The 21382-nt window shown below is 62.4% G+C and carries 23 protein-coding genes and 1 tRNA gene; 11 read left to right on the top strand and 13 right to left on the bottom strand.

Annotated elements, in window-relative coordinates; genetic code table 11:
* Positions 1 to 8 precede the first annotated feature (8 nt).
* Positions 9 to 878, top strand: coding sequence for an ATP-binding protein (locus M0D66_RS33905; protein ID WP_093645245.1), 870 nt, complete (start codon positions 9 to 11; stop codon positions 876 to 878).
* Positions 875 to 1297 (top strand): NUDIX domain-containing protein, encoded by a 423-nt coding sequence (locus M0D66_RS33900; RefSeq protein WP_054040765.1) that lies wholly within the window; start codon positions 875 to 877, stop codon positions 1295 to 1297. Before M0D66_RS33905 ends, M0D66_RS33900 begins: the two co-directional genes overlap by 4 nt.
* A 98-nt stretch (positions 1298 to 1395) precedes the next feature.
* On the opposite strand, the gene M0D66_RS33895 is transcribed toward M0D66_RS33900, so the two are convergent.
* The 9 genes from M0D66_RS33895 to M0D66_RS33855 all read right to left on the bottom strand — a co-directional run bounded on the left by M0D66_RS33895 (position 1396) and on the right by M0D66_RS33855 (position 9511).
* Positions 1396 to 1593, bottom strand: a complete 198-nt coding sequence (locus tag M0D66_RS33895; RefSeq protein WP_093645243.1) for a DNA gyrase inhibitor YacG — start codon at positions 1591 to 1593, stop codon at positions 1396 to 1398.
* A gap of 102 nt (positions 1594 to 1695) precedes the next feature.
* Positions 1696 to 2451, bottom strand: coding sequence for a cell division protein ZapD (gene zapD, locus M0D66_RS33890; protein ID WP_054040764.1), 756 nt, complete (start codon positions 2449 to 2451; stop codon positions 1696 to 1698).
* A gap of 198 nt (positions 2452 to 2649) precedes the next feature.
* Positions 2650 to 3252: a dephospho-CoA kinase gene (coaE, locus tag M0D66_RS33885; protein ID WP_266212622.1), complete on the bottom strand. Its 603-nt coding sequence runs from the start codon at positions 3250 to 3252 to the stop codon at positions 2650 to 2652.
* A 3-nt stretch (positions 3253 to 3255) separates the two neighbouring features.
* Positions 3256 to 4197, bottom strand: coding sequence for an A24 family peptidase (locus M0D66_RS33880; RefSeq protein ID WP_266212621.1), 942 nt, complete (start codon positions 4195 to 4197; stop codon positions 3256 to 3258).
* A 26-nt stretch (positions 4198 to 4223) separates the two neighbouring features.
* Positions 4224 to 5453, bottom strand: a complete 1230-nt coding sequence (locus M0D66_RS33875; RefSeq protein ID WP_266212620.1) for a type II secretion system F family protein — start codon at positions 5451 to 5453, stop codon at positions 4224 to 4226.
* On the bottom strand, positions 5450 to 6763 hold the full coding sequence (locus tag M0D66_RS33870) for a GspE/PulE family protein (RefSeq protein ID WP_266212618.1): 1314 nt from the start codon (positions 6761 to 6763) through the stop codon (positions 5450 to 5452). Before M0D66_RS33870 ends, M0D66_RS33875 begins: the two co-directional genes overlap by 4 nt.
* 132 nt (positions 6764 to 6895) lie before the next feature.
* Complete coding sequence (locus tag M0D66_RS33865) at positions 6896 to 8200, bottom strand: HlyC/CorC family transporter (protein ID WP_256455991.1); 1305 nt, start codon at positions 8198 to 8200, stop codon at positions 6896 to 6898.
* Between the two features lie 203 nt (positions 8201 to 8403).
* Positions 8404 to 8480, bottom strand: a tRNA-Pro gene (locus tag M0D66_RS33860).
* A 38-nt stretch (positions 8481 to 8518) separates the two neighbouring features.
* Positions 8519 to 9511 carry a polyprenyl synthetase family protein gene (locus M0D66_RS33855; RefSeq protein WP_211706794.1) on the bottom strand — a complete coding sequence of 331 codons (993 nt, stop codon included), beginning with the start codon at positions 9509 to 9511 and terminating at the stop codon, positions 8519 to 8521.
* Positions 9512 to 9750: 239 nt separating this feature from the next.
* Between M0D66_RS33855 and rplU the strand changes: the two genes are divergently transcribed.
* The 4 genes from rplU (at position 9751) to proB (ending at position 12894) form a co-directional block, all read left to right on the top strand.
* Complete coding sequence (rplU, locus tag M0D66_RS33850; protein WP_007180329.1) at positions 9751 to 10062, top strand: 50S ribosomal protein L21; 312 nt, start codon at positions 9751 to 9753, stop codon at positions 10060 to 10062.
* Positions 10063 to 10087: 25 nt separating this feature from the next.
* Entirely contained in the window at positions 10088 to 10351 is a 264-nt protein-coding gene (gene rpmA / locus M0D66_RS33845) for a 50S ribosomal protein L27 (RefSeq protein ID WP_007180330.1), read from the top strand.
* A 229-nt stretch (positions 10352 to 10580) separates the two neighbouring features.
* A complete protein-coding gene (obgE, locus tag M0D66_RS33840) occupies positions 10581 to 11702 on the top strand; it encodes a GTPase ObgE (protein ID WP_266212617.1) in 1122 nt (373 codons plus the stop codon).
* Positions 11703 to 11775: 73 nt separating this feature from the next.
* A complete protein-coding gene (gene proB / locus M0D66_RS33835) occupies positions 11776 to 12894 on the top strand; it encodes a glutamate 5-kinase (RefSeq protein ID WP_211706795.1) in 1119 nt (372 codons plus the stop codon).
* Between the two features lie 114 nt (positions 12895 to 13008).
* On the opposite strand, the gene M0D66_RS33830 is transcribed toward proB, so the two are convergent.
* Positions 13009 to 13560 carry a CNP1-like family protein gene (locus M0D66_RS33830; protein WP_093645231.1) on the bottom strand — a complete coding sequence of 184 codons (552 nt, stop codon included), beginning with the start codon at positions 13558 to 13560 and terminating at the stop codon, positions 13009 to 13011.
* Positions 13561 to 13636: 76 nt separating this feature from the next.
* Positions 13637 to 14380, bottom strand: a complete 744-nt coding sequence (locus tag M0D66_RS33825) for an RNA pyrophosphohydrolase (RefSeq protein ID WP_093645229.1) — start codon at positions 14378 to 14380, stop codon at positions 13637 to 13639.
* A gap of 372 nt (positions 14381 to 14752) precedes the next feature.
* Here M0D66_RS33825 and M0D66_RS33820 point away from each other — a divergent pair, with 372 nt between their 5' ends.
* The gene (locus tag M0D66_RS33820) at positions 14753 to 16489 is read left to right on the top strand and encodes a proline--tRNA ligase (protein ID WP_200620034.1); all 1737 of its coding nucleotides are present in this window, start codon (positions 14753 to 14755) and stop codon (positions 16487 to 16489) included.
* A 12-nt stretch (positions 16490 to 16501) separates the two neighbouring features.
* A complete protein-coding gene (locus tag M0D66_RS33815) occupies positions 16502 to 17101 on the top strand; it encodes a MarC family protein (RefSeq protein ID WP_054040747.1) in 600 nt (199 codons plus the stop codon).
* 138 nt (positions 17102 to 17239) lie between these two features.
* Here M0D66_RS33815 and M0D66_RS33810 read toward each other — a convergent pair whose 3' ends face one another.
* Both M0D66_RS33810 and ffh read right to left on the bottom strand, forming a co-directional pair.
* Entirely contained in the window at positions 17240 to 17791 is a 552-nt protein-coding gene (locus M0D66_RS33810) for a hypoxanthine-guanine phosphoribosyltransferase (RefSeq protein WP_200620035.1), read from the bottom strand.
* A 143-nt stretch (positions 17792 to 17934) separates the two neighbouring features.
* Positions 17935 to 19302, bottom strand: a complete 1368-nt coding sequence (ffh, locus tag M0D66_RS33805; RefSeq protein ID WP_093645225.1) for a signal recognition particle protein — start codon at positions 19300 to 19302, stop codon at positions 17935 to 17937.
* A gap of 81 nt (positions 19303 to 19383) precedes the next feature.
* On the opposite strand from ffh, the gene M0D66_RS33800 reads away from it, so the two are divergent.
* From M0D66_RS33800 to ampD, 3 genes are read left to right on the top strand one after another with little or no spacing between them, the layout of a single operon-like run.
* Positions 19384 to 20310, top strand: coding sequence for an inner membrane protein YpjD (locus tag M0D66_RS33800; protein WP_266212615.1), 927 nt, complete (start codon positions 19384 to 19386; stop codon positions 20308 to 20310).
* A 10-nt stretch (positions 20311 to 20320) separates the two neighbouring features.
* Positions 20321 to 20662: a PP0621 family protein gene (locus tag M0D66_RS33795; protein WP_266212614.1), complete on the top strand. Its 342-nt coding sequence runs from the start codon at positions 20321 to 20323 to the stop codon at positions 20660 to 20662.
* Entirely contained in the window at positions 20659 to 21255 is a 597-nt protein-coding gene (gene ampD / locus M0D66_RS33790) for a 1,6-anhydro-N-acetylmuramyl-L-alanine amidase AmpD (protein WP_200653093.1), read from the top strand. Before M0D66_RS33795 ends, ampD begins: the two co-directional genes overlap by 4 nt.
* Positions 21256 to 21382 lie beyond the last annotated feature (127 nt).

Below are 21382 nucleotides of genomic sequence, written 5' to 3'. Positions count from 1 at the left end.
TCACAGCCATGGACAAACTCGAACAGTTTCTGACCCGGGCCGAAGCCGTGCTCGTCCGCCTCGAAGCAATGCTTCCGCCTGCTGCACCGGAGATCGACTGGTCGGCGGCGGTCGCCTTTCGCTGGCGCAAGCGCCAGGGGCGCGGCTATCTGCAGCCGGTGCCCGCCATTTCGTCGATCACGCTCGACGACCTGCAAAACATCGATCGCCAGAAAGGGCTGATCGAGCAGAACACACGTCAGTTCGTGCGCAAGCAGCCGGCTAACAACGTGTTGCTGACGGGCGCGCGCGGCACCGGCAAGTCGTCGCTGATCAAGGCTTGCCTGAACGCCTATGCAAAAGACGGCCTGCGCCTGATCGAAGTGGATAAAGACGATCTGCACGATCTCGGCGACATCGTCGATCTGATCGCGCAGCGGCCGGAGCGCTTCGTGGTGTTCTGCGACGACCTTTCGTTCGAAGATGGGGAGTCGGGCTACAAGGCGCTGAAGGTTGCGCTCGACGGCTCGATCGCTGCGCAGTCGGACAACGTGTTGATCTACGCGACGTCCAATCGCCGCCATCTGTTGCCCGAGTACATGAGTGACAACGAGACGTATAAGCACACGTCCGACGGCGAGATCCATCCGGGCGAACTGGTCGAAGAAAAGATCTCGCTGTCCGAGCGCTTCGGGCTGTGGGTCAGTTTCTATCCGTTCAAGCAGGACGACTACCTGTCGATCATCGGCCACTGGCTGCGCCATTTCGGCTGCGACGACGCGGAAGTCGAAGCGGCGCGCGGCGACGCGCTGGTGTGGGCGCTGGAGCGCGGGTCGCGCTCGGGGCGCGTCGCGTGGCAATTTGCTCGCGACTGGTCCGGACGGAAGACCCCGGCATGAGCGATGCGCAAAAGAACGTGGCTGGCCGCCCGGTGACTGAAGTCGCCGTCGGCGTGCTGATTCAGCCGGACGGACGCTATCTGCTGGCGCAGCGCCCGGCAGGCAAGCCGTACGAGGGATACTGGGAGTTTCCGGGCGGCAAGCTGGAGGCGGGCGAGTCGGTCGAGGCCGCGCTAGCCCGCGAGCTGCACGAGGAACTGGGTATCGACGTCAAGGCGAGCCATCTTTGGCACACGCTCGAACACGATTACCCGCACGCCTACGTGCGGCTGTTCTTCTGCAAGGTCACGCAGTGGTCCGGCGAACCGCACGGCCGTGAGGGCCAGGCATTTGTATGGCAGGCGCTGCCGGCGGATGTCTCGCCGCTGTTGCCGGCGACGATTCCCGTGCTGGAATGGCTCGCGGCTGAGAAAAACTAGAGAAATGATCGGCGGTTTTAAACGGCGCTGCGTGAGCAGCGCCGTTTTGCTTGGTCGCAGCACGCGTGCAAGCGGTGAGCGTCTGCAGTCTGCAGCGCTTAATGCGGGTTGTAGTCCCCGCCGGGCGATTCATCCGACGGCGTTTCTTCCTCTGTGCCGCCTATCTTGTACTTCTCAGCGGCCCAGGCGCCGAGGTCGGTCTGCTTGCAGCGGTCAGAGCAGAACGGGCGGAAGCGGCTTTCTGGAGTCCAGCGGACATCCTTGCCGCAAGTGGGGCATTTGACGACGGTAGGCATACGGTCAGGCAGTCAATCGGAAACGGAACAAGTTACGAATATAGGGGCATTTTTCGCCGCTTTAAAGGCGCGGCCCCTCGATTCAGGTCTGCAGGGCCGGCGTTACAGGCTGCAAAGTGTGAGCTGGAACGGCACGTCGACATCCACCGCGCGCGGACGCAAATCGCCGTCCTGCACTGTGAATCGCACCCAGAGCATGTACTTGTTGGCGCTGGCCTCGGGGATCACCCGCAATTCCGGTGCCACCCGTACCTGCATCAACTGGTATGAACGGCCTGACAGCATCTGCTGATAGCTGCCCTGCATCGCCATGACCTTGGACGCCTGACCCGATTCGCGCGCGAGGCGCAGCACGATTGTTGCCGCATCGCGCAACGGCAGCAGCGGCGTGACCCATTTGGCGATGTCCTGCCGACGCTGATCAGGATGGATCTGCTGCCATGCGTAGTACGAAGGCAAATCGAACTTGCAGGTGCCGCCAGGGATGATCGCGCGGCTGCGGATGCTGGCGAGCCATTCGTTGTCCGCCAGATGCTGGCCGGTCTTGCCCTGCATCTGTGAAAGCCCCGACAAGGTCTGCTCGATCTCCCCCAGCACGGATTCCAGCGCGTTCTGCTCGATCCCCGGATTGCCGCGGAACGGTGCCAAGGTTTGCCGTTGGCGCTCGAGCTCTTTCATCAGATCCGACTTCAGATCCGCGCGACCCGCAACCTCTGAGATTTCGAACAACGTTGTCAGTGCGACGTGATGTTCCCTGGCGTCTTCCTGAGTCAGAAAGAACGTGAAGCGCTCGAACAGATCTTCGAGGCGCAACAGCGTCCGGATTCGCTCGTTGAAGGGATACTCGTAAAGGATCAAGCGGGCTCGCCTCGGGCGTGGTCGGTGACGGGAATGCAGAACATTCTAATGCCGTGAGACTACCCTAGCAATCACGCACTTTTTCAGCGCGCTTTCGCAACTTTTTTCACATGTTTCAGGCGGTTTGGCGCGTGCTTTGCGTGTGCCTGTCACTGCATGGCTGAGCAAACATGGCAGCAAGCCACGTTCAGCGTATTCTCAGGCGCCCGCTAGGGACAGATAGACGCGATGCTGTGCGTCGACCTGCGCCTTGAGTGCCTCGAGCGGCGCGTTATCGTTGTCGATGATGTCGTCCGCTGCGACGAGGCGTGCTTCGCGCGTTGCCTGGCGGGCGATGATCGCCAGCACCTGTTCACGGCTAAAGCCGTTGCGGCTCATCACGCGCGAAATTTGCGTCTCGACGCTGCAATCGACGGTCAGTACACGATTCACGCGAGTCTTCCAGCTACCCGACTCCACCAGCAGCGGTACCACCACGATTACGTACGGCCCTTGCGCCTCGCGCTGCTCGCGTTCGGTCTCCGCACGAATCAATGGATGCGTGATGCCTTCGAGGCGTTTGCGCGCGCCGTCGTCGCTGAATACCAGCGTGCGCATGCGGGCGCGGTCGAGCGAGCCGTCTGCCGCGACGAACGAATCGCCGAACTCCGCGGCGATCTGCGGCATTGCGATGCCGTGTGGCGCCGTGATGCGGTGCGCAATCAGGTCTGTGTCGACAAGCGGCACGCCGTGCGCGGCGAACAGGTCAGCCACGGTCGATTTGCCGCTGCCTATGCCACCGGTCAGTCCCACAGCAAACATGCTTCAGCCTCCCAACGCCAGATAAAGCGGTGTGCCGAGAAATAGCGTAACAGCACCGCCCGCTGCGAGAAACGGCCCGAACGGCAGCGGCTCTTCGAAGCGCATGCGGCCGCGCCACGTTGCCGCGAGGCCGACCACTGCGCCGGCGACGGCCGCGATCAGCACGATTTGCGGTAGCGCGGCCCAGCCGAGCCACGCACCGAGCGCAGCCAGCAGTTTGAAATCGCCATAACCCATCCCTTCGACGCCGCGTACCAGCCGGAACAGCCAATGTACGACCCACAGCACCAGATAGCCGAAGATCGCGCCCAGCACTGCATCGTGCAGGCTCGCGAACATGCCGTAGAAGTTGACGATCAAGCCGGCCCACAGGAGCGGCAGTGTCATGGAGTCAGGGAGCAGATGAGTGTCGATATCGATCGCGCTCATTGCGAGCAAGGCGGCGCATAGTCCGAAGGCGGCGAGCGCCATGCCGGTCGGCCCATACAGCGCGAGGGCCCCAGCGGCGAGAGCGGCGCTGGCGATTTCGAGCAGCGGGTAGCGCAGGCTTACGCGTGTCTTGCACGCGGAGCAGCGCCCGCGCAACAGCAGATAGCTCAGCACCGGCAGGTTCTCCCACGCGCTGAGCACATGGCCGCAATGAGGGCACGCGCTGCGCGGCACCCACAGGTTGTAGCGGGCGGGCAAGCCGTCGTCTTCCGGCACTTGTTCGGTGACCTCGCTGACTTCCTCGCGCCACGCACGCTCCAGCATGATCGGCACCCGATGCACGACCACGTTCAGGAAACTGCCGATCACCAGACCGAACACGATCGCGAATGCAATCTGCAGGCCGCTGGGCAAGCTGCCGAACGCGAGGCCGAGACCGGTTGTGACGTGGCCGGACAGCAGGCCCGAAAACAGGCTGGAAGAAGTATCTGACACGAGCGGAGGGGTAGCCTGCATATAAAGGGTGGGATTCGGCTGCGATGCTACACCACGTTGCCGAGTTGAATAATGGGAAGATACATCGCGATCACCAGGCCGCCGACCAGCGTGCCCAGCACGATGATGACAAGTGGTTCGCACAGGCTCGAGAGCGTGCCGATCTTTTCGTCTACCTGACGATCGGCGAGCGACGCCACATCGATCAGCATCGTATCGAGCGCCCCTGACTCCTCGGCAACCGCAACCGGCTGCACGACCTCCGGTGGAAAGCAGTGCGCCGCGCGCATTGCGGCGGCGAGCCGTTCGCCGCGCCGCAGCCGCGCAGCAATCTCCACGGTGGCGCGATCGAAGAAAGCGTTGCCGGTAGCGTGAGTCAGTGAATCGAATGCGTCCGCGAGCGGTGTGCCCGCCGACAGCAAGGTGCCGAGTGCTCGGCTCCAGCGCGCCGCGCACAAGGTGCGCAGCAACGGACCGGCGACCGGCATTGTCAGCGATATGCGCGCGAAACGGATGCGCGCTGCTTCGGAACGTCGTAGCAGAAACGTCATAGCCGAGCCCACGGCGAAAACCATGATGAGCAGAGGAATGCTCCAGCGCGCGGCACCCGCAGACAAGGCCAGCACGAACTGCGTGGGCGCGGGCAGTTTCGCGCCGAAGCCGTCGAAGATCTGCTTGAAAGTCGGCACGACCCACACCAGCAACGCGGCGGTAATTGCGATGGCAAGCAACAGGATCGCGACCGGATAGGTGAGCGCCGCGCGCACCTTGGCACGCTGCGCGGCGGCGCGTTCGCGGTCGTCGGCGATCCGGGCGAGGACGGCAGGCAGCGCGCCGGCTGCTTCGCCGACTTCGACAAGTTGACAGTACAGCGCATTGAACTGCGCCGGATGCCGCTGCAACGCTGCCGAAAAGCGCAGGCCACCGGTGATGCCGCGTGCCAGCGCGCCGACGATCCGCGGCATGCCTTGCCGGCGCGAACCATCCGCTTGCGCCAGCAGTTCCAGCGAGGGCGCGAGTGGTAAGCCGGCACGCAGCAGACTGGCGAGCTGCCTGGTGAACACCGTGACGTCGTTGGTGCGGGTTTGGGGGCGCGGCGCTGGCCCGCGTGCCGCGAGTTCGACGATGAACAGCTTTTCGCGTTTGAGTATGGCGCGTGCTGTGCTGACGTCCGGCGCAATGAGCGCGCCGGTTTTCTGTACGCCGTCGGCATCGACGCCGCGCCATTTGAAGCGCAGCTCGGCCGCTGGCGGTGGGTGAGTCGTCGCTGTGCTCATGCGACCTCGGTGGCGCCCAGCGCCTCGGTTAGGCTCGTCGTGCCGTCGCGTACACGCGCCAGGGCGGCATCGCGCAAGGTGACCACCTGTTCGGTTTGCGCGAGCCGGGCCAGTTCATGGGTACCTGCGCGTGCCACGATCAACTCGCGCATCGCCTCGGAGACGGGCATCACCTGGTGAACCCCAACGCGGCCACGGTAGCCGATGCCGTGGCAGGCTTCGCATCCGATGGCGGCGAATGGTTGCCAGCTGTCGAGGTGATCGTCAGTGAAGCCTGCTGCTCGCAGCGCCGCTGCCGATTGCTGCGCCGGTGCGCGGCATGCCACGCAGAGCCGCCGCACCAGCCGCTGTGCCGTCACCATCCGTAGCGCGGCGGCGAGATTGTACGGTTCGACGCCGACGTCTATGAGGCGCGCGACCGCCGCAGGTGCGTCGTTCGTATGCAAGGTGGACAGCACCAGGTGACCGGTTTGCGCTGCCTTCACGGCAACATCGGCGGTTTCGTCGTCGCGAATTTCGCCGACCATGATCACATCGGGGTCCTGACGGAGAAACGCACGTAGCGCCACCGCGAACGTCAGGCCGGCCTTTTCGCGCACGCTCACCTGATTGATACCCGCCAGTTGAATCTCCGCCGGATCCTCTACTGAGCACAGATTGCGCGCCTCATCGTTGAGCATGTGCAAGAAGCAATACAGCGACAGCGTCTTGCCGCTACCGGTGGGGCCAGTGACGAGCACGAGGCCGTGCGGAGCGCGAATCGCGGCATCGACGGCTTCACGTTGCTGTGGATCGAGGCCGAGCGAGTCGAGCGACAGATCGGTGGGTAGTGCGTCGAGCCTGCGCAACACCAGCTTTTCACCGAACAACGTAGGCAGCGAGTTGACACGATAGTCTTCGACGCGGCCGGGCGACGTGGCAATCCGCAGCCGGCCGTCCTGCGGCACGCGCCGTTCGGCGATATCCATGCGTGCCAGCACCTTCACGCGTGTGATGAACGCGTCGCGCAGATGCGCGGGAGGCTGAGGGATTTCATGCAGTACGCCGTCGATGCGCAAACGCACGCGCCAGCCATGCTCCGCCGGTTCGATGTGCAGGTCCGACGCATTGCGGCGGGTTGCTTCCTGCAAGGTGTCAGTCAAGAGACGTACGGCAGGGGCGTTGTCGGAATCGGCGAGACTCGCGTTGAGGTTGGCACTGACACTTGCATTGGCGTTTGCCGCAAAGGCGTTATGCCTGGGTTGGGCTGCACTTTCGCCATCGACGACGACAGGCCGCAACGACGCCGCGCGTTGAAATGAATCTTGCATGAGAGACCGGTGATGAGCCGCCTGTAGAACACGACGACTTCATCATCCAGTAAGGCCGCTGGCACCACCATTCAGCCAATCGGCTAATGGCGCGAGACGCGCCGATATGCGACGCTGTGCGGCATGCAGGGCTTAACCGCGAGCCGCCTTGATGGCTTTCGCGCCCGTGCGAGTCGGCGGCTTGAACAGCTTGACGGTGCGGATCGCCTGGTCGTCGCTGCGCATCACTTCAAGTTTCACCTCGCCGATCTGCACACAGACGTCGCCGTCCGGAATCTCTTCGAGAATCTCGAGGATCAGGCCGTTGAGCGTTTTCGGTCCGTCGGTCGGCAGCGTGAGATGCAGCCAGCGGTTCAGTTCGCGCAGCGGCATGCTGCCGGCCACGATACATTCGCCGTTCTCGTTCCAGCCGCCGCGTGAATTGGCACTACGCGGAATCGAGGTAGTGAATTCGCCGATTAACTCTTCGATGATGTCTTCCGGCGTGACCAGCCCTTGCAACTCGCCGTATTCGTTCACGACCAGCGCCGTGCGGTGACGGCTTTCCTGGAAGTACTGTAGTTGCTGGAATACCGGCGTGCCGCTCGGCACGAAATACGGCTCGGCCAGCAACTCGCGCAGTGTCTCGCGCTCGAGTTCCTGGTTGTGCAGCGCAGCCAGTGTCTTGCGCACGTGGAGCACGCCGAGCACCCGGTCGATGTCGCCTTGATAGACGATCAGCTTGTTGTGATAACAGGTTTCGAGCTGATGCAGGATTTGTTCGAACGGCGCGTCGAAGTCGAGCGCTTCGATGCGGCGGCGCGGGATCATCACGTCGTCGACGGAGATGTTCTCGAGGTCGAACAGGTTCAACAGAATGCTGCGGTGCTTGGTCGGCATGAAGCTGCCGGATTCGAGCACGATGGTGCGCAGCTCTTCGGTGGAAAGCCGCTGATCGTGCGCGCCTTTGGTATTGATATGCAGCACGCGCAAGATCGTGTTCGCGAACAGATTGACGAACCAGACGAGCGGCCTGCCGATGCGCATCATCGGTGCGATCAGCAGGCTGGCCGGCAGGGCGATCTTCTCGGGGAAGGTTGCGCCGACGATCTTCGGCGTAATTTCCGCGAACACGATAATCAGAAACGCGACGATGCCGGTCGCGATCGACAGCACTACGTTGTTACGGCCGAAGGTATGCAGCGCGATCGAGGTGGTAAGCACCGGGATGATCGTGTTGAACAGATTGTTGCCGATCAGGACCACGCTCAACAGCTGGTCGGTGTGCGCGAGCAGGCCTTGAGTGGTCTTTGCGCCGAGCGCATTCTGGTTGGCAAGGTGTTTCAGGCGATGGCGGTTGATCGCCATCATCGCCGTTTCGGAAATCGAAAAGAAGCTGGAGCAGATAAGCAGCAGAAAGACGGCGCCGATCTGCGCCCATAAGGGAAGTTGTTCCACGCGTAGTGAAGGATAGGGGACGGGATGGAGAGAATATAGCAGAGGGGGCTGGGCGAGCCGCCTCCGCGGAGGGTCTATGACGCTTTGGGGCAAATCGTACGGAGCGGCAAGGCGTCGGTGCGGTGCAGAAAATCGCGACCCAAAACAAAAAACCGCCAAGCAAGCTGGGCGGTTTTTCGAGCCTTGAACTAACAAGGCAAATCTGGTCGGGGTGAGAGGATTCGAACCTCCGGCCTCTACGTCCCGAACGTAGCGCTCTACCAGGCTAAGCTACACCCCGATCTGTACTGCTGGACTCTTACGGTGTTTCAGTCTCGTTCAAGACTGTCTTGCCGTCGAGTAAGAACATAATTCTAGCAGGCTATCTTTGAAAATGGAATCCGGAAATGAAGAAATTGCTGCAGCTGCGGCCATCGCTTCCTGCTTCGCGCACTCGAGTGTGTGATCCAGTGCGCCGGAACGCGTGATCGCTTCAAAAATGGTGTCGAAACGATCGGTGCCGCCTTGCTCGATGGCTTCCCGCGCGAGCGTCGACTGCTCGGGCGTGCCGCGTTCGATCAGATAAATCAGTGGTAGCGTGGGTTTGCCTTCGCGCAGATCGTCGCCGGCGTTCTTGCCCATCGATTCAGCCGTGCCGGTGTAGTCGAGCCAGTCGTCCATGATCTGGAACGCCGTGCCGATGCGGCGGCCGAATTCCGCGGCAGCGGCTTCCGTCTTCGCGTCCGAACCGGCCAGCACGGCGCCGAGCTGGGCGGCGGCTTCGAACAATTTGGCGGTTTTGTAGCGGATCACCTGCATGTAGCGCGCTTCGTCCACGTCGGCGTCGTGCATGTTCAGCAACTGCAGCACTTCGCCTTCGGAGATGATGTTGGTCGCCTCCGACAGGATTTCCATCACGCGCATCTTGCCCACGCCGACCATCATCTGGAACGAGCGGGAGTAGAGAAAGTCGCCGACCAGCACGCTCGCAGCGTTGCCGAACAGCGCATTGGCGGTCTGGCGGCCGCGCCGCAGGTCGGATTCGTCGACCACGTCGTCGTGCAGCAGCGTCGCCGTGTGGATGAATTCCACCACCGCGGCGAGTTCGTGCCGGTGCCCGGTGGTTTCACCCAGTGCGCCCGCCACCAGCAGCAGGAGCGCGGGCCGCAGCCGCTTGCCCCCGGCGCTGATGATGTACTCGGAGATCTGATTGATCAGCATCACGTCGGACGCCAGACGGTGCCGTATGACGCGATTGACCTGCTGCATGTCTTCGGCGATCGGAGCGAGCAGGCTGGCGGCGTTGGAGGAGGGGGTGGCAGTCGACGACATGATGGCTGAATTGGGTAGTGCCGCGAATTATAAGGCGAATCGCGACAGTTCCGGGTCGCAGGCTGCGGCACGGCGCGACGGAGGCAACGGCGAGGCCGTGTGCCGGGGCTGGACGGCAAGGCGCCGGGCGGTGCGCGCGGCGACTCTCAATGAGTTTTGACCGAGCAGCTAACTCTATGTATAATCACGGGTTTCCGCGCGCGGTGCGTGGGAAAAATGAACACAGAGTGAGGTTCTCAATGTACGCGGTCATAAAAACCGGTGGCAAGCAGTATAAAGTTGCCGTCGGCGAAAAACTTAAAGTAGAACAGATACCGGCAGACATTGACGCTGAAATCACGCTCGACCAGGTTCTCGCAGTGGGCGAAGGCGAATCGATTAAGTTCGGTACGCCGCTGGTCAGTGGGGCTTCCGTCAAGGCTACCGTCGTGTCGCAAGGTCGTCACGCAAAAGTGACCATCTTCAAGATGCGTCGCCGGAAGCACTACCAGAAGCATGGCGGCCACCGCCAGAACTATACCGAACTGCGCATCGACGCGATCAACGCGTAAGCGCAACGGTTAAGGAGCAAATCAAATGGCACACAAAAAGGCAGGCGGATCATCCCGCAACGGCCGCGACTCTGAATCGAAGCGTCTCGGCGTCAAGGTCTACGGCGGTCAGGCCATCAACGCTGGCGGCATCATCGTTCGCCAACGTGGCACGCGTATGCACCCGGGCGAAAACGTCGGTATCGGCAAGGATCACACCTTGTTCGCGCTGACGGACGGCCACGTCAATTTCTCGACGAAGGGCGCAGCGAAGAAGCACATGGTCAACGTCGTCCCGGCAGCAGTCTGAGTTTAATCAGGCACGGGCTTCAGGACCGGAAAAAGGCCCCGCGAAGTTCGCGGGGCTTTTTTTATTGCAGCGCTTTTTGTCCGAAGAATTGGCGGATTGCATCGCCAAATCGGCGCGGTTAGCCGATCGGCTGATTGCCCACCGTACGGCGAGCGCGGCAAAATAGCAGCATCTGAAAGCATCAACCCAGCAGCACCATCTAGCAGCACACCACGGGACGGAGTTACGCATGAAGTTCATTGACGAAGCGAGGATTGAAGTCATCGCCGGCGACGGAGGGGATGGCAGCGCGTCGATGCGCCGCGAGAAATTCGTTCCGTTCGGCGGCCCGGATGGCGGCGACGGCGGCCGGGGCGGCAGCGTGATCGCGGTCGCAGACCGCAACATCAACACGCTGATCGACTACCGCTACGCGAAAAAACATTTGGCGCGCAACGGCGAAAACGGCCGCGGCGCGGACTGCTACGGCAAGGGCGGCGACGACATCACGCTGCGCATGCCGGTCGGCACGACTATCACCGATATGGAAACCGGCGAGCTGATCGCCGATCTGACCGAGCACAACCAGAGCGTGCAGATCGCGCAGGGCGGTGCGGGCGGTCTCGGTAACCTGCATTTCAAATCCAGTACGAACCGCGCGCCGCGTCAGAAAACCGACGGCAAACCCGGCGAGCGTCGCATGGTGCGCCTCGAATTGAAGGTGCTGGCCGACGTCGGTCTGCTCGGCATGCCGAACGCCGGCAAGTCGACCTTCATCTCATCGGTGTCGAACGCGCGGCCGAAGATTGCCGATTACCCGTTCACGACGCTCGCGCCGAATCTCGGCGTGGTACGTGTTGGGCCGAGCCGTAGCTTCGTAATTGCCGACATTCCTGGCCTGATCGAAGGCGCGGCGGAAGGCGCCGGCCTGGGTCACCAGTTCCTGCGCCACTTGCAGCGCACCGGCTTGCTGCTGCATATCGTCGACCTTGCACCGTTCGACGAAGCCGTCGATTCCGTCGCGGAAGCCAAGGCGATCGTCAACGAGCTGCGCAAGTACGACGAGCTGCTCTATGAGAAGCCCCGCTGGCTGGTGCTCAACAAGCTCGACATGGTGCCCGAAGACGAGCGCGAAGCGCGCGTATCGGCCTTCCTTGAAGGCTACGGTTGGGAAGGCCCGGTGTTCGAAATCTCGGCGCTGACCGGCCAGGGCTGCGAAAGTCTTTGCTACGCGGTGTATGACCACATCGCCGCGCATTCGGACGCGCAGCGCGCGGCGGAAGCCGAAGATCTCGCTGCCGACGTGCGTTTCCGCGCAAAGCCGGAAGCACCGGCCGCTGCGTCGGACGACTCGAGCGTCGACCCTCAGTAATAACAAGCCTGAGCGCCGGCGCCTGCACGGGTCGCCGGCATGCATCACGCGTCATCTTGGGAGACCGCGCACAATGCGTTCCGTCATCGCAGATTCACGGCGATTGGTAGTGAAAGTCGGCTCGAGCCTCGTTACGAATGACGGGCGCGGCCTCGATCGTGCTGCGATCGGCCGCTGGGCCGCGCAGATTGCCGCACTGCGCGCGCAGGGCAAGGAAGTGGTGCTGGTCAGTTCGGGCGCCATTGCCGAAGGGATGCAGCGGCTCGGCTGGACCAAGCGGCCACGAGAAATCGACGAATTGCAGGCGGCCGCGGCTGTCGGTCAGATGGGGCTCGCGCAAGTCTACGAAAGCCGCTTTGCCGAGCATTCGATCCAAACCGCGCAGATTCTGCTGACCCACGCCGATCTGGCCGATCGCGAACGCTATCTGAACGCGCGTTCCACGTTGCTGACGCTGCTGCGTCTGGGCGTCGTGCCGATCATTAACGAGAACGACACGGTCGTCACCGACGAAATCAAGTTCGGCGACAACGACACGCTAGGCGCCTTGGTCGCCAATCTGATCGAAGGCGATGCGCTCATCATCCTCACCGATCAGCAGGGGCTTTTTACCGCCGACCCGCGCAAGGATCCAAACGCAACGCTCGTTCAGCAGGCCGATGCCGGTGCGCCGGAGCTCGAGGCAATGGCGGGCGGCGCGGGTTCGAGCCTGGGCCGCGGCGGCATGCTGACCAAGATTCTTGCCGCTAAACGCGCGGCGCATAGCGGCGCCAATACGGTGATCGCGAGCGGGCGTGAAGCAGACGTGTTGTCACGGCTGGCCTCGGGTGAGGCGATCGGCACGCAGTTGATCGCGCGCACGGCACGCATGGCAGCGCGCAAGCAATGGATGGCCGATCACCTGCAGGTGCGAGGCCACGTGGTGATCGACGACGGTGCAGTCGAAAAGCTGACTGAAGGCGGCAAGAGCTTGCTGCCGATCGGCATCGTCGGTGTGCAGGGCGCGTTTGCGCGCGGCGAAGTGATCGCTTGCCTGAGCGCGGCAGGGCGCGAAGTCGCGCGTGGCCTGACGAACTACAGCAGCGCGGAAACCAAGCTGATCCAGCGGCGTCCGAGCGGCGACATTGAATCGGTGCTCGGTTATATGCTGGAGCCCGAGGTCATTCACCGCGACAATCTTGTGCTGGTCTGACTCCCGAGCACGGTTCGCACGACAGAAAAAAAGCCGTTCCAGCGTGAGCTGGAACGGCTTTTTCACGTTCGCGGCGGCTTCCTCTTTCGAAGAAGTCCGCTCGCTAAATCTGCTTTAGTGAACCAGTGAGGTCTGCGTGCGCTTGTAGCGGATGTTCTCGACAATCTGCTTGGCGTTGCCCGTGGGCATCTTGTTCGCGCAGAAATAATCCTGATACAGCACCGCCTGATAGGCGTTCAGCGCGCCATTCTCGATGCGCCTGAAGTCGTTGGCGACGGTCTGGTCCCAGCCGTCGTGATCGGCGTTCAGCCCCGCGTACTGGCGCCATTCATACGTATCGCAGCGGATCCCTTCGTAGTTCACATTGCGTGCGCCGCTCTGGCTCGTTACGACGACGGTGTAGCGCACTACGCCGTCGGTGCCGACTGTAAGCGAATTTCTATCGATCGCGAATTGCAGGGGCGTATTGCCCGAAACCTCGAAGGGCAGCAGATTCGAGTCTTGCGGCAGCGGCGGCAAGGCGTCCACCTTGTTTTCAACCCAGTTGCTCGGCCGGTCCAGCAGATAGGCAAACGCGCTGTCGTCTTTATTTGAGGGTTTGCTGGCGCAACCAGCCAGCAGGGCGCCAGTGGCGACGCACGCCACGACGAGAGCAAGTGCTTTCAATATGGTTTCCTCGAAACACTGGTGCGGCTCATCGAGCCGCACCAGTAGAGGCGGCGTGGACAGCCGCACAGAATTGTTAATTGCGCACGCCAGGGCGGAACAGCGAGCCAGCGGTTTCGCGCTCCGATTCGTCTTCGTGTTCCGGCGCGGAGCCAACTTCGGCAACCGACCCGGAGCCCGGACCGCAATCAGACGCGATCGTCGTGTGAATCGACGTTTCGATGGTGAGTGTGGTCACCGAGGCGGTGACCGTCATCATCGTCGAATCCGGCGGACTTTCCATTGACGACGCTATCCGGGGATAACGCGGCCCATGGTGCCCGCCAGGTTTTTCCGCACGCGGCGCAGCCCGGCGCATGAAACGGGATAGCTCCGTCAGCGCCAACTGATACACATCCCGCTTGAACTCGATCACACAGTCGAGCGGCACCCAGTACTCGTTCCAACGCCACGCATCGAACTCAGGGTGGTCGGTGGCGCGCAAGCAAATGTCGCAATCGCGTCCAACCATCCGGAGCAAAAACCAGATTTGTTTCTGGCCGCGGTAATGACCGCGTACTTCGCGCTTGATGAACTTGTCAGGCACCTCGTAACGCAACCAGTCGCGTGTGCGACCGATCACCTTGACGTGCTCAGGAAGCAGCCCGGTTTCTTCGTGTAACTCCCGATACATCGCTTGCACGGGGGTCTCTCCGTACTTGATGCCCCCTTGCGGAAACTGCCAGGAATGTTCACGGAGCCGTTTGCCCCAAAACACCTCGTTGTGCGCGTTCAAGAGGATGATGCCGACGTTCGGGCGAAAGCCTTCACGATCCAGCATACAACCACCTTCGAATCCTTTAAAATTGCTTTGATTATAAACAGATAACGGACCCGACGCACCGATTCGCACCAGATTGGAACGATTCGCCGCAAAAGGCCCGCGTTTGCGGTAGCCTGTCAGTCTTTCCGTGCCTTATCCCTTGCTGCAAAGGCTTTGCGCGGCGGCTTCGGCGCCGCGATCGGGCCGGTTTTGCCGGGGTTTTGCCTGGTATGCGCAGGCCGTTTGCCGGGTCTGAGCCGAATTCCTGGTCAGAGTTTGGCCGGATATGCGGCGCGTCCGTGCCGGCGCAAGGCCGGGTCTGTGTCGGTTTCCCCACCGTTTTCACCTTTCGGGCGGTCCCTCCGGAGCCGCCGCTTTTGGAAAATCTGAATGAAAGCTTCCCGTTTCTTTATCGGCACACTGAAAGAAGCGCCCGCCGACGCCGAGATCGTCAGCCACAAGCTCATGGTGCGCGCCGGCATGATCCGCCGCGTTGCCGGTGGCATCTATAACTACCTGCCGGTCGGCCTGCGCTCGATCCGCAAGGTGGAAGCCATCGTGCGCGAAGAAATGAACCGGGCAGGCGCGATCGAACTGTTGATGCCTTCGGTGCAGCCGGCTGAGCTGTGGCAGGAATCGGGCCGTTGGGAAAAATACGGCCCCGAGCTGCTGCGCTTCAAGGATCGCAAGCAATCCGATTTCGTGCTCGGACCGACCCACGAAGAAGTGGTCACGGATATCGCGCGCGGCCAGATCAAGAGCTACCGCCAGTTGCCGGTGAACTTCTATCAGGTCCAGACGAAGTTTCGCGACGAGATCCGTCCGCGTTTCGGCGTGATGCGTGGTCGCGAGTTCATCATGAAAGACGCGTACTCGTTCGACAAAGACGCGGAAGGCCTGCGCGAGTCGTATCGCAAGATGTACGACGCGTACGTGCGCATCTTTACGCGCCTCGGTCTGGATTTCCGCGCAGTGGCAGCGGACAACGGTTCGATCGGCGGCAGTGGTTCGCATGAATTCCACGTGATCGCCGACACCGGTGAAGACGCGATCGCGTATTGCCCGACCTCGGAGTTCGCTGCGAACGTTGAGGCGGCCGAAGCGTTGCCGTTGTACGCTGAACGCGCAGCGCCGACCGAAGAGATGAAGAAGACGGCAACGCCGGGCAAAGCAAAGTGCGAGGCCGTGGCCGAGCTGCTGAACATCCCGCTCGAGCGCACCATCAAGTCGATCATCCTCGCCACGGAAAACGAAGGCGCCGAACCGACCATCTGGTTGCTGATGCTGCGCGGCGATCACGAACTGAACGAGATCAAGGCAAGCAAGCTGCCGGGTCTGGCGGACTTCCGCATGGCGACCGAGGCTGAGATCATCGAGACCTTCGGCACGCCGCCGGGTTACCTCGGCCCGATCAACACGAAGAAGCCGATCAAGGTTATCGCGGATCGCACGGTCGCCAACATGAGCGACTTCGTGGTGGGTACGAACGAAGTGGATTACCACACCACCGGCGTCAACTGGGGCCGCGATCTGCCGGAGCCGGTCGTCGCTGATATCCGCAATGTGAAGAAGGGCGATCCGTCGCCGGACGGCAAGGGCGTGATCGACATCTGCCGTGGCATCGAAGTCGGTCACGTGTTCCAGCTCGGCAAGAAATACTCGGAAGCGATGAACGCCACCTGTCTCGACGAGAACGGCAAGCCGCAGCCGATGGAAATGGGCTGCTACGGCATCGGCATCACGCGGATTCTGGGCGCGGCGATCGAACAGAATTTCGACGACAAGGGCATCATCTGGCCGGAGTCGATCGCACCGTTCGAGGTTGTGCTGTGCCCGATGGGTTACGACCGCAGCGAAGCCGTGCGTGAGCAGGCCGACAAGCTGTACGCGGAGCTGGTCGAAGCCGGTGTCGACGTGATCCTCGACGATCGCGGCGAACGTCCGGGCGTGATGTTCGCCGACTGGGAACTGATCGGCGTGCCGCATCGCCTGGTGATCGGCGATCGTGGTCTCAAGGACGGCAAGCTCGAGTATCAAGGCCGCCGCGACGCTGAAGCGACGCTGCTGCCGGTCGAAGACGCCGCTCAAACGGTGATCGGCAAGGTTCGCGCAGCATTGGCGCAATAAGCGGAGCGGACGGTGGAGTACACCTTCGTATCTGCGACCGTCCTGCTGATTCTGATCACTGATCCGTTAGGCAATATTCCGCTCTTTATCAGTTGCCTGCGCAGCGTTTCGCCGAAGCGGCGCACGATCGTCATCCTCCGTGAGGTGGCGATCGCCTTCGCGATCCTGCTGGTGTTCATGGTGGTCGGCGACCGCTTCCTGCGCATGATGAGTCTGACCGACCAGTCATTGCGCATCGGTGGCGGGATTGTGCTGTTTCTGATTGCGCTCAGGATGGTGTTTCCGCATCCTGACGGCCCGTTCGGCGGCGATACGCGCGGCGGCGAGCCGCTCATTGTGCCGCTCGCCATTCCGGCGCTGGCGGGTCCGTCGGCTCTCGCGACGGTGATGCTGCTGACGTCGCAGGCGCCCGGCAAGATGTTCGAGTGGATTGGTGCGCTGACCGTCACGATGATCGTCTGCGCGATCGTGCTGATGCTGGCGGAGCGCATTCAGGCGTGGCTCGGTGAGCGCGCCATGATGGCCTTTGAACGGCTGATGGGATTGGTGCTGGTGGCGATCTCAGTCGAAATGATGCTCGGCGGTATTCGCTCTTTTGTGCATCAACTTTGAGCGAGATCCGGTGCGGGGTTCCGCACGGTAGCGCAGCAGTGCTATCGCCAGCCTGACAAACAAAAAGCGGCCCGCGGGCCGCTTTTTTTACGCCGGTGCGCGCCGTACGTGGCGCCGCCGGAACAACTAGGCTTTAAATTAAGCCCCTTCGGTCAACGCCCGAATAGTCGGCAGGTTGCGCCAGTAGCCTTTCGCGTCCATCCCGCAACCGAACACGTAGCGGTCCGGCACTTCGAAACCACAGTAATCCGGGCGCAGTGGCTTGGCCTTCGGAATGATCTTCTCGCACAGTACCGCGCTCAGGAAGCGCTTCGCGCCCATCGCGAGGATACGGTCGCGGATCGCCGCCATCGTCTCGCCTTCGTCGAGGATGTCGTCGAGCACCAGCACGACGCGATCCTTCACCGACTCAGCCGGCGCCACGCGCCACTGCATCTCATTACCACCTTTGGTGGTGTTGCGATAACGGGTCAGGTGGATGTAGTCGAATTCGAGCGGGAAATCGAGGTGCGGCAGCAGCATGCCGGTGAACACCGCCGCGCCGCCCATCACCGACAGCACGAGCGGAAAGTCCTCGCTCATCTCGTTGCGGATGGCGGCAGCCATGCCGCTGATCGACGCGTTGACGTCGTTGGCCGAAACGATTTCTTCGGAGTGGCTAAAAATATGGAGAGCTTCTTCGCGGTTCATGACGTCTGACGGGCGGTAACTGTATACATAGTGTGGGTGAGAACGACGGCGTGCGGTACAGAATAAACCCGCACAAATTCCGAGTCAGCCGCGCGTGCCGTTGTTTATGCACGGAAGCACGCGCGCCGCCGTCTTGCTAAAGCTTAGCGCATGCCGGGCATCATGCCCTTCATGCCGCGCATCATCTTTTGCAGATTGCCGCCCTTCAGCTTTTTCATCATCGTGCGCATCTGGTCGTACTGATTCAGCATGCGGTTGACTTCCTGCACCTGCACGCCTGCGCCGGCGGCAATGCGGCGCTTGCGGGTGGCCTTGATCAGATCGGGCTTGGCGCGCTCCAGCGGCGTCATCGAGTTGATGATGCCTTCCATGCGGCGCATCTGCTTTTCGGCCTGGCCCATGTCGGCGCCGGCGGCGGCTTGCTGGAACTGGGCCGGCAGTTTGTCCATCAGCGACGACAGGCCACCCATGCCCTTCATCTGGGTCAGCTGCGCGCGGAAATCGTTGAGGTCGAAGTCGCCGCCTTTCTTGACCTTGTCGGCGAGCTTCTGCGCGGCCTGAACGTCCACGCCGCGCTGTGCTTCTTCGACGAGGGCGAGAATGTCGCCCATGCCGAGAATCCGGTTCGCCATGCGATCCGGGTAGAAAATTTCGAGGCCATCGAGCTTTTCGGCGACACCGACGAACTTGATCGGCTTGCCCGTCACGTGACGCACGGAGAGCGCCGCGCCACCACGTGAATCGCCGTCGAGCTTGGTGAGGACCACGCCGGTGAGCGGCAATGCGTCGCTAAAGGCCTTCGCGGTGTTGACCGCATCCTGGCCGAGCATCGCGTCCACGACGAACAGCGTTTCCGCCGGTTTCAGCGTGCTGTGCAGCGCGGCGATTTCGGCCATCATCGCTTCGTCGATACCCAGACGGCCGGCCGTGTCGACCAGCAGCACGTCGTGGTAGTGGCGCTTGGCCCAATCTACCGCGGCGATCGCGATATCCACCGGCTTCTGATCCGGTTCCGACGGGAAGAAATCCGCGCCGACCTGCTCGGTCACCGTCTTCAACTGCGCAATAGCAGCCGGGCGGTAGACGTCGCACGAAACCGTGAGGACCTTCTTCTTGTACTTCTCGCGCAGGAGCTTGGCGAGCTTGCCGACCGTGGTCGTCTTACCGGCGCCTTGCAGACCCGCCATCAGGATGACGGCCGGCGGCGTGACGGCGAGATTCAGCTCGACGGCCTTGCCTTCATAGTCGCCGCCGATGATCGCGGTCAGCTCGCGCTGCACCACGCCGACCAGCGCCTGACCCGGCGACAGGCTGCTGAGCACTTCCTCGCCTAGCGCTTTTTCCTTCACCTTGGCGATGAACTCGCGCACGACGGGCAGCGCCACGTCCGCCTCGAGAAGCGCGAGGCGCACTTCGCGCAGCATTTCTTGGGTGTTCGCCTCGGTGAGCCGGGCTTCGCCGCGCAGCGTCTTGACGACGCGCGCCATCCGTTGAGTCAGATTGTCGAGCATGGGGAGCGATGAACTGTGCGGCCGGAGCGGGGCGCGAAGCGGGAGACGTCGCGGAGCAGGGGCCTAGTGTAAACTTCGAATATGGATATTGTACTGTATGCCCTCACTGCGCTCCTCTACGGTGGTCTCGCCGTGGCCGGCTGGCGCTCGCACCGGCACGCCGCCTTGCGCCCCATGCTCGAGAGCGTGCCGCCGGTGCCCGTCTCCGCGGGCATCCCGGCCGCATCGGCCGCTTCCGGCATGAGCAGTTCGGGCCGCGCGCTGCTGTTTGTCGCGCTGCTGGCCCACGGCGTGCTGCTGCACACCACCATCTTTCCCCAGAACGCGATGGTGTTCGGTTTCGCGTTCGCGCTGTCGGCGATGTTCTGGCTCGGCGCCGGCATCTACTGGATCGAGAGCTTTTTCTTTCCTCTCGACGGCTTGCGCCTGCTGGTGTTGCCGCTCGCCTGCGTCGCTTCTTTATTGCCGCTGGCGTTCAGTGGCGTGCGTGTGCTGCCGTATTCAGCCGCGCCGATGTTCAAGCTGCATTTCCTGATCGCCAATATCGCGTACGGTCTGTTCGCGATCGCGGCGCTGCACGCGGTTCTGATGCTGCTGGTCGAGCGGCGTCTGCATGCCATGCGCGGCGGCATGTCGCAACGCAATGCGGCTGCGGCGGGCAACGGCTGGCTGTCGAGCTGGCTCGACACCTTGCCGCCGCTGCTGACACTTGAAAAGCTGCTGTTTCGTCTGATCGGCGCCGGCTTCGTGCTGCTCACGCTGACGCTGGTCTCGGGCATCCTGTTTAGCGAGCAACTGGTGGACCGCGCCTTGCGGCTCGATCACAAGACCGTCTTCGCGATTCTTTCCTGGGTGATGTTCGGCGCGCTGCTGACCGCGCGCAAGGTTTCCGGCTGGCGCGGCCGTGCGGCATTGCGCTGGGTGCTGGCGTCGTTCGTCGCGCTGTTGCTGGCGTACGTCGGCAGCCGTTTCGTATTCGAGGTGCTGTTGCACCGTGCTGTAGTGTGAGTGTCCTGCTATGCGACAAATTTTTCTGCTGATCCTGTTGTTCATCGTTGGCCAGTGGCTGGTCAAGGCGCTGCGTCGTCATGACGCGCAAACGTCGCAACGCACCGGCGCCGGTGCGAATGGCGCCGCGGGCGCCGGCGGTGCACGAGGCCAGAGCGCTCCGAATGGCGGCGCGCGTGGGCCTAATGCGCCGCAAGCGCGACCCCAGCTCGCCGAGCCGATGATCCGTTGCGCCGAGTGCGGCGTGCACGCGCCGAAGAGCGACTCCGTGGTGGTGGCGGGGCAGCCTTTCTGCAGCGCCGCGCACGCGCAGCGTCATGGCGCGCGTCCCTCGGGCCGCGACGCTCGATGAGCGTCCAGTTCACCGTCGACGCCGACGGTTGGGTCGCCGCCGCACACAAGCTGCCATCGCCGAATTTCGAAGCGCGGCCCGAAGGGGTCGTGCCGACGCTGATCGTCGTCCACAACATCAGCTTGCCGCCCAATGAGTTCGGCGGCACCGCGATCGCCGAACTGTTCCTGAATACCCTCGACTGCGACGCGCACCCGTACTACGACACGCATCTGCGCGGCGTGCGGGTGTCGGCGCATTTCGTGATTCATCGCGACGGCGCGCTCGAGCAATTCGTGTCCTGCAACGAGCGGGCATGGCACGCCGGGCCGTCGAATTTTTTCGGCCGCGAGCGCTGCAACGATTTCTCGATCGGCATCGAGCTGGAGGGCAGTGATACGACTGCTTTCGAAGCGGCGCAATACCGCACGCTCGGTGCACTTGTGACGGCGCTCAAGGCCCGCTATCCGATCGAGGGCCTCGCCGGTCACTCGGACATCGCCCCCGGTCGCAAGACCGATCCAGGGCCGCATTTCGAGTGGCAGCGTCTGCAGCGCGATACCGCGTTGGCGGATCAGTACTTCCCCTATCTCAAGTTTTCCAAAACGCTGTAACGACCCTTCGCGCAACCTCGCGTGATGCGAGGAGAACAAGGCTGTGCCTTGTTCTCCGGGGAGTCGGCTTCGCGTCGCGCTATGCAAAAGTCAAGCCTTTGAAAGCAAATAAAACGATTTGACCTGT

The sequence above is a fragment of the Paraburkholderia sp. SECH2 genome (assembly GCF_030464795.1).
Lineage (GTDB): Bacteria > Pseudomonadota > Gammaproteobacteria > Burkholderiales > Burkholderiaceae > Paraburkholderia > Paraburkholderia aspalathi.
Note: the sequence above shows the minus strand (reverse complement) of the source record. Positions and strands in the feature narration are given on the sequence as shown.

What these genes read in the sequence shown, in the direction of transcription:
- M0D66_RS33905 (WP_093645245.1), top strand. Translation starts at nt 9, where the DNA reads ATGGACAAACTCGAACAGTTTCTGACCCGGGCCGAAGCCGTGCTCGTC.
- M0D66_RS33900 (WP_054040765.1), top strand. Translation starts at nt 875, where the DNA reads ATGAGCGATGCGCAAAAGAACGTGGCTGGCCGCCCGGTGACTGAAGTC.
- M0D66_RS33895 (WP_093645243.1), bottom strand. Translation starts at nt 1,593, where the DNA reads ATGCCTACCGTCGTCAAATGCCCCACTTGCGGCAAGGATGTCCGCTGG.
- coaE (WP_266212622.1), bottom strand. Translation starts at nt 3,252, where the DNA reads ATGTTTGCTGTGGGACTGACCGGTGGCATAGGCAGCGGCAAATCGACC.
- M0D66_RS33880 (WP_266212621.1), bottom strand. Translation starts at nt 4,197, where the DNA reads ATGCAGGCTACCCCTCCGCTCGTGTCAGATACTTCTTCCAGCCTGTTT.
- M0D66_RS33875 (WP_266212620.1), bottom strand. Translation starts at nt 5,453, where the DNA reads ATGAGCACAGCGACGACTCACCCACCGCCAGCGGCCGAGCTGCGCTTC.
- M0D66_RS33870 (WP_266212618.1), bottom strand. Translation starts at nt 6,763, where the DNA reads ATGCAAGATTCATTTCAACGCGCGGCGTCGTTGCGGCCTGTCGTCGTC.
- M0D66_RS33855 (WP_211706794.1), bottom strand. Translation starts at nt 9,511, where the DNA reads ATGTCGTCGACTGCCACCCCCTCCTCCAACGCCGCCAGCCTGCTCGCT.
- rplU (WP_007180329.1), top strand. Translation starts at nt 9,751, where the DNA reads ATGTACGCGGTCATAAAAACCGGTGGCAAGCAGTATAAAGTTGCCGTC.
- rpmA (WP_007180330.1), top strand. Translation starts at nt 10,088, where the DNA reads ATGGCACACAAAAAGGCAGGCGGATCATCCCGCAACGGCCGCGACTCT.
- obgE (WP_266212617.1), top strand. Translation starts at nt 10,581, where the DNA reads ATGAAGTTCATTGACGAAGCGAGGATTGAAGTCATCGCCGGCGACGGA.
- proB (WP_211706795.1), top strand. Translation starts at nt 11,776, where the DNA reads ATGCGTTCCGTCATCGCAGATTCACGGCGATTGGTAGTGAAAGTCGGC.
- M0D66_RS33825 (WP_093645229.1), bottom strand. Translation starts at nt 14,380, where the DNA reads ATGCTGGATCGTGAAGGCTTTCGCCCGAACGTCGGCATCATCCTCTTG.
- M0D66_RS33820 (WP_200620034.1), top strand. Translation starts at nt 14,753, where the DNA reads ATGAAAGCTTCCCGTTTCTTTATCGGCACACTGAAAGAAGCGCCCGCC.
- M0D66_RS33810 (WP_200620035.1), bottom strand. Translation starts at nt 17,791, where the DNA reads ATGAACCGCGAAGAAGCTCTCCATATTTTTAGCCACTCCGAAGAAATC.
- ffh (WP_093645225.1), bottom strand. Translation starts at nt 19,302, where the DNA reads ATGCTCGACAATCTGACTCAACGGATGGCGCGCGTCGTCAAGACGCTG.
- M0D66_RS33800 (WP_266212615.1), top strand. Translation starts at nt 19,384, where the DNA reads ATGGATATTGTACTGTATGCCCTCACTGCGCTCCTCTACGGTGGTCTC.
- M0D66_RS33795 (WP_266212614.1), top strand. Translation starts at nt 20,321, where the DNA reads ATGCGACAAATTTTTCTGCTGATCCTGTTGTTCATCGTTGGCCAGTGG.
- ampD (WP_200653093.1), top strand. Translation starts at nt 20,659, where the DNA reads ATGAGCGTCCAGTTCACCGTCGACGCCGACGGTTGGGTCGCCGCCGCA.